This is a genomic window from Micromonospora sp. NBC_00421, assembly GCF_036017915.1.
Lineage (GTDB): Bacteria > Actinomycetota > Actinomycetes > Mycobacteriales > Micromonosporaceae > Micromonospora.
On the sequence record NZ_CP107929.1, the window covers coordinates 1,991,221 to 2,007,345 of the forward strand.

The window sequence follows — 16,125 nt, forward strand, 5'->3', positions numbered from 1 at the left end:
CGCCGCCACCCATGACCGTCGCACCGTCCGGTCCGGAGTTCTCCATCCAGGACATCCCGTTCAGCTACCGCGGTTCCTGGCTCAACATCTCCCCGGTGGTGGCCGAGAAGACGTACGCCGACGACCTGCACCTGGTCTCCCACCAGACCGGGCTGCACCCGGTGCTCCGCCTCACCCCCGATGCCGATGCCATAGTCGTCGCCACCCCCGCCCTGCTGACCTGGCGCAGCGGCAACGGCCGGATCGAGGCGGGCTACCAGGGGCCGGACACCCTGCGCCTCCGCGGCCGGGGGCTCGGGCTGCGGATCGCCGCCGCCGCCGGAACCCTCACCCCGTTCAGCGGCACCTACCTCTACCGCGACCCGGTCGACGGGTCGGCCGTGTTCACCTCCTACGAGACCGGCCGCCGCTACCGGGTCACCGTGCTGTCCGGAGCGCTGCACGGCACCGACGGGATGGAGGCGCTCGGCCCCGCCGACCGCTGGCTGGACCTCCCCGCCGACCAGCCGTGGGAGATCGCGATCGAGGAGTACGCCACCGCCCGCCGTCCCTACGTCCGGTCCGGCACCTTCGACCAGCTGTGCCGCGACCGCAGCACCGAGTTCGCCGCGTTCGTCGACGCGGTCGCCCCGTGGCGGGGTGTCGACACCCCCGCCGCCGAACTGGCCGCGTACGTGCTCTGGTCGGCCACCGTCGAGCCTGCGGGTTTCGTCACCCGACCCGCCGTGCTGATGTCCAAGCACTGGATGGACAAGGTGTGGAGCTGGGACCACTGCTTCAACGCGATCGCCCTGGCGGCCGGCGAGCCGGAACTCGCCTGGCACCAGTTCCAACTGCCCTTCGACCACCAGGACCCCGCCGGCGCCCTCCCGGACTCGGTCACCCACTCGGAGGTGCTGCACAACTACGTCAAACCACCCATCCACGGTTGGGCCCTGGGTCACCTGCGCCGCCGGCTGCCCACCCCGCCGGACCGGGCGGCGCTGGCCCAGACGTACGACCGGCTGGCCCGGTGGACCGGGTTCTGGCTCGACGCGCGCCGCGCCCCCGGCCACGACCTGCCCCACTACCAGCACGGCAACGACAGCGGCTGGGACAACGCGACCACCTTCGACCACGGCCGGGTGCTGGAGACCGCCGACCTCGCCGCCTTCCTGGTCAGCCAACTGCGCTGCCTGGCCGACCTGGCCACCGAGCTGGGCGAGCCCGCCGACCGGTGGACCGCCGAGGCCGACCGGGTGCGCGCCGCCCTGCTGCGGGACCTGTGGGACGGCGAACGCTTCACCGCCCGCAGCCCGCACACCGGGCGACGACGCGCCAGCCGCAGCCTGCTCGACCTGATGCCGGTCACCCTCGGCGCCGAACTGCCCACCCCGGTCGCCGCCACCCTGGCCCGGGGCGTCGAGGCCCACCTGACCACGCACGGGCTCGCCACCGAGCCGACGGACTCGGCCGACTACCTCGCCGACGGCTACTGGCGTGGCCCGATCTGGGCGCCCTCCACGGTGCTGGTCGAGGACGGCCTGCGCCGGGCCGGGCACACCACGATCGCCGACGAGATCAGTCGACGCTTCCTGGCCCTGTGTGAGAAGTCCGGTTTCGCGGAGAACTTCGACGCCGAGACCGGCGCAGGGCTCCGCGACCGGGCGTACACCTGGACCGCCAGCAGCTATCTCATCCTCGCCGCCGCCCAGCAGGAACGCCGCGGGTCACCGGAGGGCAGCCGGAGCACGCGGACGGACCGGGCGGGGTGAGTGTCGTCGGCCTCCCCGGACCCGGCCGGGCGACCGGAGTCGCGCCGCACCGGGCCGGGTCAGCGGGACCGGGCAGGGCCGGTGCTGGAGCGCAACGAGATGGGTGGGGCGTACAGGCGGTGCCGGGGCGTGGCGGCAGGGGCGGCGATCAGCTCCAACAGCAACGACACCGCCTCGGCGCCCATCTCCCGCATCGGCACGTCCGCGGCGGTCAGCGGTGGACGGAAGTCCTCCGCCCAGTGTTGGGCGGCCACTCCGGTGACGGAGAAGTCGCCCGGCACGGACAGCCCGGCGCCGTGCAACGCGCGCTGCATGCCGGGCAGCGCCGCCTCGTTGATGGTGGCCACCGCCGTGATCTCCGGATGCGTCGCCAGCAGGTGCTCCACACACGCCTCGCCCGACGTCGTGTCGTCACCGCAGCAGACGTCCACACCGGTCAGGCCCCGCTCGGTGACCGCCGCCCGGAAGCCGGCGAGGGCACGGTGGCTCGGGCCGTAGCCGGCGGCGACCAACTCGGCCGACCGGTTCACCAGGGCCACCTGACGGTGCCCCAGATCGGCCAGGTGGTGCACGCAACGGGAGATCAACGCCGCGTAGTCGATGTCGATCCAGCTCATCCCGTGCGGGTCGGCGGTCCGGCCTATCGTCACGAACGGCAGCCCCGCAGCGGCCAGCCGGGTCACCCGGTCGTCGGTCAACCGGATCTCCATCACGACCACACCGTCGACCCGACGCCCGGTGACGATCCGCTCGAACGACCGGTCGTGGTCGCCGCCGGACGGGGACAACAGCACGTCCAGGTCGTGCCGGGCCGCCGCCTCGACGACGCTGGCGACGAAGCCCAGCTGCATGTCGGTCAGGCGCTGGCTGGCCGGGGGGATCACCAACCCGAGGGTGCGGGTGCGTCCCTCCTTGAGTGCGCGGGCGCTCGCGTTCGGGCGGTAGCCCAACTCGTCGATGACCGCCTGGATGCGCTGCCGGGTCGTCGCCGACACGGTCCGCTTCCCGCTCAGCACGTAGGACACGGTGCTGCGGGACACCCCGGCCCGCCGGGCGATCTCCCCGATGTTCATGCCCGCCCTCAGACCGAATCCGACACCGACGCGGGAATGCGCCGTGCTTCCCGTGGAGCATAACCGTCCCGGAATTCCAGCACCGGCCCAGGAACTGTTCTGCGGCCGCCTCCGTGGCGATCCACCGCGCCCGGCCTTCGGCGGTGTCGAAGGAGGGTGGACGGGTGGGAAGGGGTGGCGCTATGCATCGATAGTAATTAATGTAAAAGGTCTGACGTGTTATGTCAGAAGCATGGCTCGATGGGCAGATCAGCCTCCTGCTCCGGTCGTTCGGACGTAGGACACCGCCGCACCGGAAGCAGCCGCCACCGCACCCCCACCGTTCCGGAGAGGATTCGATGAATGTGAAGAGAAGGTCGAGTCGGTTGACGGCCGCCCTGGCGACCGTGGTCGCCCTCGTTGTCGTCGGCGGCGGCTACGTGGTGTCGGATGCGCCGGGCGCGCGCGCCGCGACCACCGGCCCGTGTGACATCTACGCCTCGGGTGGTACGCCGTGCGTGGCCGCGCACAGCACCACCCGTGCCCTGTACGGGGCGTACAACGGTCCGCTCTATCAGGTCCGGCGGACGTCGGACAACGGCACCCGGGACGTCGGGGTGCTGAGCGCGGGTGGTGTCGTCAACGCCGCCACCCAGGATTCCTTCTGCGCGAACACGAGTTGCGTGATCACGATCCTCTACGACCAGTCCGGCCGCAACAACCGCCTCACCCAGGCACCTCCCGGCTACTGGCCCGGCCCCGCGCCGGGCGGCTGGGACAACCTGGCGGACGCGAAGGCGGCTCCGATCACCGTCGGCGGGCAGAAGGCGTACGGCGTCTACGTCTCGCCCGGCACCGGTTACCGCAACAACAACACCAACGGCGTCGCCACCGGCGACCAGCCAGAGGGCATCTACGCCGTCGTCGACGGCACCCACTACAACCAGTGGTGCTGCTTCGACTACGGCAACGCGCAGACCGACGGCCAGGCCGACGCCCCGGCCATCATGGAGACGGTCTACTTCGGCGCCAACAAGCAGTGGGGCTACGGGGCGGGCGCCGGCCCGTGGGTCATGGCCGATCTGGAGTGGGGGCTGTTCTCCGGGGTGAACGCGGGATACAACAACATCGCGTCGATCAACCACCGTTTCGTGACCGCGATGGTCAAGGGTGAGCCGAACCACTGGGCGATCCGGGGTGGGAATGCGCAGTCGGGCGGTCTGACTACCTATTTCGACGGACGGCGTCCCAACGGTTACCACCCGATGAAGAAGGAGGGGGCGATCCTGCTCGGCATCGGCGGCGACAACAGCGTCTCCGGTCGCGGCACCTTCTTCGAGGGGGTGCTGACCTCGGGCTACCCGTCGCCGGCCACGGAGGACGCCGTGCAGGCCAACATCGCCGCCGCCGGATACGCCCCGGCCGGTGGCGGTACGCCGCAGCAGGGCGTCCAGGTCGTGGGTGGTCAGTCGGGCCGCTGCGTCGACGTGCCGAACGGCAGCACGACCAACGGCACCCAGGTCCAGTTGTGGGACTGCACCGGTGGCACCGCGCAGCGCTTGACCTACACCGCCGGCAAGCAGCTCCAGGTGCTGGGCAACAAGTGCCTCGACGCCAACGGCCAGGGCACCAGCAACGGCACCCAGGTCATCATCTGGGACTGCCACACCGGTGCCAACCAACAGTGGAACGTCAACGCCAACGGCACCGTCACCGGTGTGCAGTCGGGACTCTGTCTCGATGCCACCAACGCGGCAACGGCCAACGGCACCAAACTCGTCCTCTGGTCCTGCAACGGGCAACAGAACCAGCAGTGGAGCCTGCGTAGCTGACCAGGCCGCGACAACCGGCCGGGCCGGTCCCGGGCAGGACACGGGGCCGGCCCGGCCGGTTGTCGCGCGGCGGCACCACGCGTCGCGCTATCCGTGGCGCAGGTGACCGGCCCGTGCCACCGCCAGCTCTTGCCTGTCGTTCTGCGTGTTCACCGCCGGCACCTGCCGCTCTACTCGTCGTAGATGGATGGTGCGGCCCGAGCGGGGGCCGGACCGGTGACAGGAGAGCTTCGACACCCGTTACATCTGCGTGGACACCCACGGCAGCGGTGACGCGTACGCCCGGGCGTGCAACTACGGCGGCTACCAGACCTGGCGGTTGAACGGTCGGTGATCCGACCATGCGGTACGTCACTCGTCGATGCCTGGAATCTGGGGCGGTGATCTGTGAGGGTGTGCTCGGTGAAGCCGATACCGAGCGCACCCGAACGGTCGACGCTGGGTGCCGTCCTGCGTGGGTGCCGTGTGGCGGCGGGCCTGTCGATCGAGGGGCTCGCCGAGCGCTGCGGGGTCAGCGCCCGGGCGATCAGCGACATCGAACGCGACCGGGTCCGCCGTCCGCAACGGCGTACCCTGACCGTCCTGCTCGACGTCCTCGCCGTGCCGGACGACGAGCGTCGTCGCCTGGTCGAGGCCGCCTCCGTGCGGCCGGCGGGCGGGGAACCCCCCGATCCGCCGCGCTATTTCAGCGGCCGGGCAGCGGAGTTGCGGGCCCTGGGCGACATCGCCCGTCGTCCGTCGGGTGACCGGCAGCAGGCCACCGCGCTCGTCGTCACCGGACCGGCCGGGGTGGGCAAGACCAGCCTCGCCCTGCGGGCCGTGGCGGATCTGGCCACGGAGTTCCCCGACGGCCGGTTCTTCGTCGACCTGCGCGGCATGGACGACGTCCCGACCACCCCCGGCGAGGCGCTGCACCGGCTGCTGCGGGCGCTCGGCGTGCCGGAACGGCGGATTCCCGCCGGGCTCGACGGGCGGGCGACGGCGTACCGGTCGGCGCTGTACGAACGCCGGGCCCTGGTGGTGTGGGACAACGCCGCCGACGAGGCGCAGGTCCGGCCGTTGCTGCCCGGGGCAGGACGCAGTCTCGTGGTGTTCACCAGCCGGCGACGGCTCAGCGGCCTCGACACCGCGCAGTGGCTGTCGGTGGAGCCGTTGCCGGCCGAGGACTCCACCGCCATGCTGCGGGCCATCGCCCGCTCCGACGCCGCCACCGACCCGGTCGCGCTGGACGAACTGGCCCGGCACTGCGGCCACATGCCACTGGCGCTGCGGGTCACCGGGCAACGGCTGTCGGAGGAGCCGGGGCTGTCGGTGGGGGAGCTGAACCGGCGGTTCTCCGGGGAGCAGGCCCGCCTGCGGGTCATCGACGCCGGCGCCGCGGGTATCCACACCGCGCTCAGCCTGTCGTACCGGCGGCTCGGGGACGACCTGCGACGGACCTTCCGGCGGCTGTCCCTGATGCCGGGTCCGGACTTCGGTCCGGACCCGGTCGCCGTGGCCACCGACGCCGCTGGCGAGCAGGCCGAGCGACGGCTGGAGGCGCTGGTCGAGAGCGGACTGGTGGCCGCCGTGCCGGCGGACCGGTACGGGCTGCACGACCTGGTACGCGACTTCGCCGTCGACCGGATGACCGCTGAGGAACCGGACGCGGTCGGCCCGTTGCGGACGTCGTCGCTGCGCTGGTGGCTGGCGCGTACGATCGCCGCGGGGCGGCACTTCGAACCGGACGGACCGCCGTCGCTTGCGGAGTTCCGGGATCGCGCGGCGGCGACGACGTGGCTCGACGCCGAGCGGGGCAACTGGTTCGCCGCGTTGCGGTCGGCCGCCGCCGAAGGGCTGCACGAAGCGGTGGTCGAGGCCGTCGACGCGCTGCACTGGTTCTCCGACAGCCGGGTCCACCTCGACCTCTGGCCCGAGGTCTTCCGGTTGTCCGCCGAGTCCGCCGCCCGGCTGGACGACCCCCGCACCGAGGCGGTCCATCTCAACTACCTTTCCTGGGCGCAGGCGATCTGCCAGCGCGAATACGCCGGCAGCGTGGCCACCGCCACCCGGGCGCTGGACCGGGCGGTCCGCGCGGGCGACCCGGCCCAGCAGGGCTGGGCGTTGCTCTACGCCGCCAGCGGCCACACCGGGTTGGGCGAGTACGCGGCGGCGCTGAGGCAACGGCAGCGGGCCTGGGTGATGCTGCGCCGCGCGGCCGACCGGGAGGGCCTGCCGCAGGCGATGGCCTCGCTCGGCTCATCGCTGCTCGCCCTCGGTAGACCTGTCGAGGCGCTGCGGGTGCACGAGCGGACGCGACGCCTGCTCCGCGATCCGCGCTATCCCATCGCGGCCTTCGCCCGCGCCGCCACCGACGCGCTGAACTGCCGGCGGATCGGCGACGATCTCGCCGCCCTCGGCCGGTGGTCGGAGTGTGTCGCCCTGCGGCGGGAGGCGGTCGCGCGGTTACGCGCGAACGCGATGCCGGCGATCGAGGCCGTGGCGTTGGTGGAGTTGGCCGAGGCGCTGCGGCGCACGGGGGAGACCCGGGAGGCCCCGGCGCACCTGGTGCGGGCGATCGAGTTGGCCGACGACTGCGACGATCCGGACCTGGCCGGCCGGGCCGCGACGCTGCTTGTCGACCTCACCCGGGAGGAGCCTGGCCCGGGCGGGGATCAGGTGCCGGGCGGGGGTCAGGTGCCGGGCGCGACACGGGCGAAGGCGCGTACCAGCGGGTGCGGCTCGTAGCGGTGCTCACCGCCGGCGGTGACCCAGCCCCGCTCGGCCAGGTCGAGCAGGCCCGCCTCGACGGGGACGGCACCGACCGGCCGGGTCAGCAGCCGGACGGCGCGGCGGGCCCGTGCCGGCAGCCCGGCGTACGTCCGCTCGAACGCGTCGCGCACCGACAGGTCACCGGCCACCAGCGCGTCCAGGACCAGCTCCGGCCTGGCCAACCGGTCGATCAGCCACTGCGCGCTCCACTGCGGCCGGGTCAGCAGCCGGTTCGCGGTCACCCGCAGCGCCAGTGGCAGGCCGCCGCAGCCGTCGGCCAGCGCGGCGACCGAGGGCGCGGGCGCGATGCCGTCCACCATCGCGGTGAGGGCGGCCCGTGCGTCGGCCGCCGGCAGCGGCGGCACCAGCCGCCGATCGGTCGCCGGCAGGTGCGTCAGCGGATGCCGGCCGGTGATCAGGGTGACGCCGAGGGCGTCCGGCGGCAGCAGCGGCCCGACCTGGCGGTCGTCGCGTACGTCGTCCAGCAGCACCAGGACCCGTCGGGTGCGCAGCAGGTCACGGTACGCGCCGATGGCCACCGGGTCGGGCCCGTGCGATGCCGGCTCGGACGCCGGCAGCAACCGTCGTGCGATCGTCGCGGCGGTGGTGTCCGCGACCGGCCCGAGGAACCGCACCCCGTCGGGGAACCGTTCGGCGAGGTCCGTGGCGGCCTGTACGGCCAACGCCGTCTTACCCGAGCCGGGCAGGCCGAGCAGCTGCACCGCGTGGCGGCGTAGCAGCTGCCTGGTCAGCCAGGCGAGGTCGTCGCGGCGGCCGGTGAAGTGTGCGGTCACCCCGGGTAGACCGGTGACCCCGGCGACCTGTTCGCCGGCCGCGCGGAGCTGGCCGGCGTCCACCCCGTCCAGGCCCAGCGCCGCGCCCAGCGCCCGCAGGGTGCCGTGGTGCGGGCGGCGGATCGTGTGCCGTTCGATCCCGCCGATCGTGCGGGGGCTCACCCCGGAACGGACGGCGAGTTCCTCGATGGTCAACCCGGCGGCGATCCGCAGTGACCGAAGCCGGTGGAGCTGTTCCTGCGTGTTGTCCCGCACCCCGTACCCCCGCCAGGACGACTGCTGTCCGGTCCAGTAGACGTCGCCGGGGTGACACCCGGGGTGAGGGTATCGTCACACCTTGTTCCGGGGCTGGTGGGACGCGGGTGGCGGCCGTCCGCCGTCCCGGCCTGCGGGACGGCGGACGGGGGTGGTCAGGCGACGCCCACCCGCTGCCACTGCTGGTTGGTGCCGGAGCCACAGGTGTACTGGATCACGCGGGCGCCGTCGGCGGTGGAGTTGCCGGTGACGTCGAGGCACCTGCCGCTGTGCCGGGCCACGAACTGGACGTACCCGGAGCCCGCGTCGCGTGCCTGCCACTGCTGGTCGGTGCGGCCGGACTGGCAGGCGAACTGCTGCACCGCAGCGCTGTCGGCGGTGGACCCGCCGGCCACGGTGAGGCACTTGTCGCTGTGCCGGGCGACGATCTGGACGTAGCCGGAGCCGGCGTCGCGCACCTGCCACTGCTGGTTGGTGCCGCTGTTGCAGGAGTACTGGGCCACGGTGGCGGCGTCGGCGGTGGACCGGTCGAGCACGTCCAGACACTTGCCGCTGTGCCGGGCGCGCAGGGTCTCGTAGGTGTAGCCGCCGGCGACCCCGGTGACCACGCCGGTGGCGGTGTCGATTGTCAGTTGCGGGTACCAGCTCATGGTGAGCGAGGTGGCCGAGGGGAAGTTCAGTGGCAGCCAGACGTACCGGGACTGGTTGACCGGGCCGCCCGTCGCGCCGGCCCACCGGTCGCCGAGGTAGAGGTACGAGGTGGCGGCGCTGCCCTGCACCGGCAGCACGTACGCCGACTGGGAGTCGTAGGTGGTGCCGTCGGCGAAGTTGGTCGGGTTCGTCCAGGTGCCGCCGACGCTGCTCGCCGTGGCGTACCGGGCCTGGTTGGGTGACCAGCCGGTGGCGCCCGAGGTGACCAGGAAGTAGACCCCGTTGCGTTTGAACATCGCCGGGGCCTCCCGGTAGTTGTCCGGCCACAGCGTCCGGACCAGCGACGCGACCCCGGTGTAGTCGGCGGTGAGGCGGTAGATGTTCAGGTCCGCGTTGTTGCGGGTGGCGGAGATCAGGTACGCGGTGCCGTCGTCGTCGCGGAACACGGTCTGGTCCCGGGAGTCGTGGCCCAGCGGCCGGAAGCTGCCCAGGTAACGGTAGTTCCCGTCGACCGTGCTGGAGGTGGCCACCGCGACCCGGGCCTGGTTGTAGTCGACGCCGTTCTCCCAGTGCATCCAGAGCACGTACTGGCCGGTGGTGGCGTTGTAGATCACCTTCGGTCGTTCGATGTTGGCCGTCGCCAGTTCCCCGGCGGAGGACTGGGTGAGCACGTTGTTGCGGAACTCCCAGGTGCGCAGGTCGGTCGAGCGGTAGACCGACACGTACCGGAAGGTGTTGTTGTCGTTGCGGTTCTCGCCGAACCAGTAGTAGTAGTCACCCACCTTGATCATGCCGCCGCCGTGGGCGTGCACCCCGGCGCCGGCGGTGTCGGTGAACTGGGTGCCGTTGGGCACGGTGACCGGCGCCGCCCCGGCAGGTGCGGTGAGGGTGAGCGGGGCGAGCAGGGCCGCGCAGGCGGCGAGGGCGAGGACGATCCGTCGGAGGGTGGTGGGTCTCGGCGCGGCAGGCATGGGCCGACTCCTCTTGCGGTGGACGCGAGGTGCCCGCAGGGACGCGCGGGCCCTTTCTTCGCCCATCACGATAGGCCGACACACTCATTAGTGCCCATAAGTCGATGTGATGAGCATCAATATTTTGGGAGTGGAGGCGGGGTCCCTGGTCGACCGGGTGGGCCCGGCTGTGCCGATCGTCGGGATGGCGAGCAATGATATGCGTCACATTGTGAACCCTTCTCGCGGTGTCCGGCACGGAAGGCGCTTTACGGGCCGAATCCCTTTTCCGCACCCCACATTTCACCACCGAAGACTCGGTTCGACGGGCGAAGGCACCGGAGATCGTCGCGCAGAGTGATCACCTATCACCCGGTGTGGTCGGTTGGGGTTGATTGCCGTCTGGCAACGAGCGTCTCGGTTTGTGCCGCTCACTACCCTGACCGATGATCCAGTGCCTGGGTACCGTCGACAGCGATAAGGGCTTCAGATGAGCAACAGTCACCCTCCGTACGGAGAACAGCCGGATCCGAACGTCACCCCGTGGAGCGGGCCGCCGGCCCCGCCCGCCGGCTACCCGGCGTACGGCCAGCCCGGTCAGCCCCCGCAATACGGCCAGGCCCCGCAGTACGGCCAGGCCCCGCAGTTCGGGGTGCCGGTGCCGCCGCAGAAGTCGAACCGGGGTCTGGTCATCGGCCTGATCGTCGGTGCCGTGGTCCTCATCCTCGCGCTCTGTGGCGCGGGCATCGGGCTCGCCCTGGTCAACTCCGACGACGAGGCCGACCCGACGCCGTCGCCGAACGCGACCACCGATTCCGGGCCCGGCACGGACACCTCGGCCAGCCCGCAGCCGTCGGAGTCGTCGCCGGAGCAGCCGAACAACAACAACAACGCGGTGACCGCCCGGTACTCCAGCGACCTGTCCTCGGTCTGCGACGGCAGCCCGATCCTCAACGCGGCCACCTACAGCGGCCCGGCCACCGCCAAGGCGTACGTCTTCTCGAACAACCCCGAGCGGCCGACGTTCTGGTCGTCGAAGCTGGTCGGCTCCGACAAGCGCTACTACGCCAAGTCGGCCGACTTCACCACCGTGTCGGTGGTCGGCTGCATGTCGATGGTCCCGGGCAGCGAGGGCGCGCCCAAGAAGTGCGACTACAAGGACAGCGCCGGCAAGAGCGTCAGCGTCTCCTACATCTCCTCGCGCTACCAGCTGACCTTCTTCGCCGCCAAGACCGCGGAGAAGATCGGCGACGGCGGCACCGTGAACGCCCCGGCGACCCGGTGCCCGAGCTTCATCTCGTACAACAAGACGACGATGACGGCGTACGCGGCGCCGGACAGCGGCACCATCGAGGCCGCGCTGGACAAGTTCCTGTCGTGAGGTCGCGGCCGGGGGCGGGAGCATCCTCCCGCCCCCGGCGGCCCACTCAGGTGTTGACCGGGCGGCGGGCGACAAGCAGCACGTGCGTCACCGGCCAGTCCAGTGGTGCCCCGTCCACCGTGGACAGCGCTGCGGTCGGCGCGAGCCGGTGGGTGACGATCCAGTCGTTGCGGTACGGACCGCTGGCCGGGTCGACCTCGAAGCCCACGTCGGCCAGCAGGGACTTCCAGTCGGCCCACTCCAGCCCGCAGAACTCCTCCCGGGTCTCCGACAACCAGTTGTCGGTGTAGTCCTTGCGGGTGAGGAAGTCCATCGCCGCGCCGAGCGGCAGTTCGACCAGCTCGCCGGTGCCGTCGTCGACCGGGCGGTGCGGGAACGGGAACCGGTAGTCGACGGCGAACTGGTCCAGCCGGGCCCGCGTCGACAGCCCGGCGAGCCGCCCGGCCACCTGCTCGGCCGGCAGCGCCGCCAGGTCGGTGCGGGGCCGTGCCGGGTTCGTCCCGTCGGTGGTCGACAGCCGGAGCCGCACCGTCCGGTCCCGGCCGTCCGGGCCGCACACGTCACTGTTGATCCACACCCCGCCGGGCACCGTGTGGTCGTAGATGGCCTGCACGAACCGGCGCAGCGACGCCATCCGGTCGCCGTAGGACCAGATCTCGTGGGTCAGCGCGAAGGTCATCGTGGTGTCCACCGAGCGGGGTGCGAAGACCGCCCCACCGAGCACGTTGCGGCGGTAGAAGAACACGTTCGGGTTGGCGAAGAAGCCCTGCGCCTTCTTGTGCACGCACTCCTCGTACAGGTGCCGGGCCACCTCCACCCCGATCAGGTCGCTCTCCCGCAGCGCCGGCTCCCGGTCGGCCAGCTCCAGCACCGCGCCCGCGCCGCAGCCGACGTCGACGATCCGGCCGGGCCGCACGTGCTCGCGCACCGCCGCCCACTTGCGCTGCGCCGCGTCGGCGAACGCCTCGGCGTACGTCCGGTAGTCGCGGGTGGCGGTCAGCCCGCCCTCGTCCCCGACCACCGGGTCGTTGACCACCGAGCGGACCAGCTCGTCGAGCCGGTAGCGGGCGTACACGTCGAGGGTCGCGGGGTGGGCCAGCTCCTGCCAGGACGGGTCGTCGGCGGCCAGCCGCAGCAGCACGTCCCACGGTCGGGCGGGTGCCGGGTCGACGTCCGCCTCCACCCCGGCGATCGGGAACCCCAGCCCGGCGTACATGTCGGCGACCTGCGGGGTCGAACAGGCGACCACGGTGTTCGCCGGGGTCAGCTCCAGGCCGGCGGTCGCCGCCACGTTCTTCAGGGTCACCTCGGCGAACCGGTCGGTGGCGGCGGTGTCGAAGACCGGCACCACCACCGAGCGCAGCCCCGCCAGCACGCTGAACCGTTCGATCGCCGCCTCCCGGCGGTGGTAGGGGACCGGGTTGCGACGGGTGTTCTCGTGGTTGGCCGAGGTGACCGCCCAGACCACTGTGACCTCGTCGGCATGCTCGGATACGTCCTCGGCAGTGGCGTCGTGGTCGCCTCCCACCACCCCGCGTCCACCGTCGGGAGCGTAGCGGTTACCGCCGGTGGCGAGCCGGTGCAGATAGTCGGCCTGGAACCGGGTCAGCAGGTGATGTCGGCCGGGAAACAGCAGGTAGCGGGGCATCCCCAGTTCCTAGCCGACGCCGGCTGCCCGGCGCCGCGCGGGGTGCCCGGTGGGGAGGGAGCCGCAGGCTCCGCGTGGGTGTCTGGGCCGGTCGGGGTGTCTGGACGGTTGGAGGTGTCTGGACGGTTGGAGGTGTCTGGGCCGGTTGGGGGCGGCACCGCGCGGTGCCGCCCCCAACCGGTGGGCTCAGCCCACCACGGAACGCAGCGGGACCTGCTCGGCCCGCAGGGTCCGCACCAGGTCGCCCAGGAACGGGTGCTCGTCGATCTGGAGACCCGCCGGGTTCGGGATCATCAGGTACGCCGAGCCGTCCGTCACGGAGACCCGGGCGGTGTCGGTGTACCTGTCGACGACCGCCTCGGTACGGGCCAGGTCACCGGCGGCCACCTGGATGGTGAACGGCCGCCACTCGCCGCCCAGGTTCTCGGCGACCGGGGTGGCCGCCGCGGCGGCGCGGGCCGGGTCGACCGCAACCGGCGACGCGGTCCGGGCCGCCGTGCCGGTGGCCGGGTACAGCAGCGCGTTCGCCACCAGGTGCAGACCACTCTCGTTGTACGCTCGGAACAGCGGGTTGAACGCGAACAGCACCGCCCGTCCGGCACCGGTCGGCTCGTCCACCACCGCGACGGTGCCCTTGAGCGCGTCACCCTGCACCGTGTAGCCGTTGGCCCAGAACGTGTCCCCGCTGGGGTAGCGGAGCACGTTGCGGCCGGTGCTGCTCGGGTTGAGGATCGGGTCGTTGTTGTTGAACTCGAAGTCCTCCGCAGGCCGGCCCAACCCGACCGGGCTGTCCGGGTCCACGTCGACCCGCAGGTGCGAGCCGATCACCGTGTAGCCGGTCGGCTTCGGCTTCTCGGTGGTCGAGGTGAGCCCGGCGGCGCGGGCCATCCGGGTGCCCTCGTTGCGCAGGCCGAGGTAGGTGTGGCCCTGGGCGATCCAGGCGCGCAGGTTGGCCTGCCCGGTCGCGGTCAGCCCGCCTGTCGCGTTGCTGCCGTCCGGCACCAGCAGCACCGTCCGGTTGGTGAAGGCGGGGGTGTTGTCGTTGATGTCGGCGGTGGTGACCGGGGTGAGGTCGAGGCCCCACCGCTTGCCCAGCACGTACCGGGCCTCACCGTGCGAGCCGGAGGTCGTGGAGATGCCGGTGCCCTGGAACAGCCCGACGTCCGGCCGGCTGACCGGGGTGCCGACCGCCGCCGTGGTGTACGGGGTGAGCGTCACGCCGAGCTTCTTGGCAGTGGTGTTCAGCTCCGGGGTCAGCGCGCCGGCAGGCATTCCCACCTCGCCGCTGTCCAGGTCCCGGACCAGCTCCACGCCCTTACCCAGCAGGGTGAAGGTGAACTCGGCCGCGGCGGCGGAGTCCAGCGCGAAGGTGTAGGAGCCCTTCAACGGCGGGGCGGCCAGGATCTTGCCGCCACCGGTGTTCTGGATCTTGTCGATCAGCTCCGCGTTGGGCTTGACGTCGGCGCCTGTGTAGACGGCGTTCACGCCCATCAGCAGCGGGTTGCTCCACGAGGACACGTCGTAGAAGTACGGGAACGGCGTGTACGGGTCCTCACCCATGATCGCCTGGATCCAGTGCTTCTGCGGCTGGTTCATCGGGATCCAGTACGAGCCGACCGGCACGGTCAGGTTGGTCGCCGAGCGGCCGCCGAAGAGCTTCGCGGTGGGCAGCTTGACGGCCTTCTTGACCTGGTAGACCTCGACGTCCATCCGGCGCAGCCGCTCGACCAGCTGCCGGGCGTCGGCGAGCTGCCGGTCGGGCAGCAGGAAGTACGACCGGACGGTCTGGTTCGGCACCGGGAACTGCACGGTGTTGGTGGGCTGGACCACCTCGTTGGGCTCCAACGTGCCGGCCCGACCCTGGGCGAGCGCGTCCTTCCAGACCTTGAACCAGCCGTTGAGCACCTCGCTCTTGTGCGCCGCCGCCCAGCCGAGGGTCGACCACTGGGTGTGGAACTGCTGCTGCACCCGGTCGGCCACCGCCGACGAACTGCCCTTCTCGAAGGTCATGCCGGCTGCGCCGAAGCCGGCGGCCGGCACCGTGTCGCCGTACCCCATGAAGAACAGGTCGTAGGTGGAGTAGTTGAAGTAGCACTCGGTGGTCACCGTGGCGCTGCACGCGCCGTTGTAGCCGAAGCCGGTCTTGTTGGCCTCGCCGATCCGGTTGATCCAGTCCACCGCCTCGCCGGCGATCTCGTGGTGGATCGGGTCGGCGTTCGGCGGGAAGAAGTACTGTCGGCCGCCCATCTCGTGCGCGTCGATGAAGACCTGCGGCGGGTACTTCCGCATCAGCTCGAGCTTGCCGTCGGTCTCCTGCTGGGTCCGGGCGAACCAGTCCCGGTTCATGTCGAAGCCGTACTCGTTCTGCCGGCGGCTGGCGTCGCGGCCGTCCGGGTTCTGCGTCGGCACGATGATCGTGACCAGGTTGTCGTTGCGCTGCTGGACCTCGCAGGACAGCCCGGCGGCCAGCTCGTACAACGTCTTGAGGGCGGCGTCGGTGCCGCTCTTCTCGCCGCCGTGCACGTTGGCGGTGACCCAGACGATCGCCGGGGCCGCCTCGGCGATCTCGCCGGCCCGCTGCTGGTCGACCTGGCGGGGGTCGCGCAGCGAACGGACGTCCTCGGCGATGCCCTTGAGCACGGCCGGTCGCACGTTACGCTCGTTCGACACGACCGCGTACGGCAGCGGCTGGCCGAGCACACTGGTGCCCATGACGCCGGTGACGACCCGCTTCGAGGCGGTGTCCACGGCGCTCAGGTAGCCCCGGACCTCCTCGTTGGTGACCACCCGCTCCTGGCCGGTGCCGAGCGGGAAGCCGAGGAAGCTCTCCGGGCTGGGCACCGAGGCCAGTCGGTCGGCCGGATCGGTACTACAGGTCGTCGGGGGCGCGGCGGCGGCCGACGGGCCGACCAGTAGGGGCGTCATTCCGGCTAGTAGTACGATTGCGGTGGCGCTCGCCAGCCGCCTGGGGGAAAGCAATGTGGATCGGATGTCCGCAGGTCGCATAAGGTGTCCAGTTTCCCTTCCCGGGAAATGAATCAGGGGTGCCCGGAGCGT

At 71.6% G+C, this 16,125-nt stretch carries 9 protein-coding genes; 4 read left to right on the forward strand and 5 right to left on the reverse strand.

All coding sequences use genetic code 11. The features are described from left to right. Positions 1 to 11 precede the first annotated feature (11 nt). Positions 12 to 1,754, forward strand: coding sequence for an amylo-alpha-1,6-glucosidase (locus OHQ87_RS08715; RefSeq protein WP_328346696.1), 1,743 nt, complete (start codon positions 12 to 14; stop codon positions 1,752 to 1,754). A 59-nt stretch (positions 1,755 to 1,813) separates the two neighbouring features. Here the strand turns inward: OHQ87_RS08715 and OHQ87_RS08720 are convergent, their stop codons facing one another. Then, positions 1,814 to 2,827 carry a LacI family DNA-binding transcriptional regulator gene (locus OHQ87_RS08720; protein ID WP_328346698.1) on the reverse strand — a complete coding sequence of 338 codons (1,014 nt, stop codon included), beginning with the start codon at positions 2,825 to 2,827 and terminating at the stop codon, positions 1,814 to 1,816. A gap of 338 nt (positions 2,828 to 3,165) precedes the next feature. Here OHQ87_RS08720 and OHQ87_RS08725 point away from each other — a divergent pair, with 338 nt between their 5' ends. Continuing rightward, on the forward strand, positions 3,166 to 4,638 hold the full coding sequence (locus OHQ87_RS08725; protein WP_328346699.1) for an arabinofuranosidase catalytic domain-containing protein: 1,473 nt from the start codon (positions 3,166 to 3,168) through the stop codon (positions 4,636 to 4,638). 402 nt (positions 4,639 to 5,040) lie between these two features. Further along, a complete protein-coding gene (locus OHQ87_RS08730; protein WP_328346701.1) occupies positions 5,041 to 7,365 on the forward strand; it encodes an ATP-binding protein in 2,325 nt (774 codons plus the stop codon). On the opposite strand, the gene OHQ87_RS08735 is transcribed toward OHQ87_RS08730, so the two are convergent. After that, positions 7,311 to 8,438 (reverse strand): helix-turn-helix domain-containing protein, encoded by a 1,128-nt coding sequence (locus tag OHQ87_RS08735; RefSeq protein ID WP_328346702.1) that lies wholly within the window; start codon positions 8,436 to 8,438, stop codon positions 7,311 to 7,313. The two genes, OHQ87_RS08730 and OHQ87_RS08735, sit on opposite strands and share 55 nt — an antisense overlap. A gap of 155 nt (positions 8,439 to 8,593) precedes the next feature. Next, on the reverse strand, positions 8,594 to 10,060 hold the full coding sequence (locus tag OHQ87_RS08740; RefSeq protein WP_328346704.1) for an RICIN domain-containing protein: 1,467 nt from the start codon (positions 10,058 to 10,060) through the stop codon (positions 8,594 to 8,596). Between the two features lie 469 nt (positions 10,061 to 10,529). On the opposite strand from OHQ87_RS08740, the gene OHQ87_RS08745 reads away from it, so the two are divergent. Continuing rightward, positions 10,530 to 11,420, forward strand: a complete 891-nt coding sequence (locus OHQ87_RS08745) for a hypothetical protein (RefSeq protein WP_328346706.1) — start codon at positions 10,530 to 10,532, stop codon at positions 11,418 to 11,420. Between the two features lie 46 nt (positions 11,421 to 11,466). On the opposite strand, the gene OHQ87_RS08750 is transcribed toward OHQ87_RS08745, so the two are convergent. Both OHQ87_RS08750 and OHQ87_RS08755 read right to left on the reverse strand, forming a co-directional pair. Continuing rightward, entirely contained in the window at positions 11,467 to 13,068 is a 1,602-nt protein-coding gene (locus OHQ87_RS08750; protein WP_328346708.1) for a class I SAM-dependent methyltransferase, read from the reverse strand. A gap of 186 nt (positions 13,069 to 13,254) precedes the next feature. Beyond that, positions 13,255 to 15,993, reverse strand: coding sequence for a M14 family zinc carboxypeptidase (locus OHQ87_RS08755; RefSeq protein WP_328346710.1), 2,739 nt, complete (start codon positions 15,991 to 15,993; stop codon positions 13,255 to 13,257). Positions 15,994 to 16,125 lie beyond the last annotated feature (132 nt).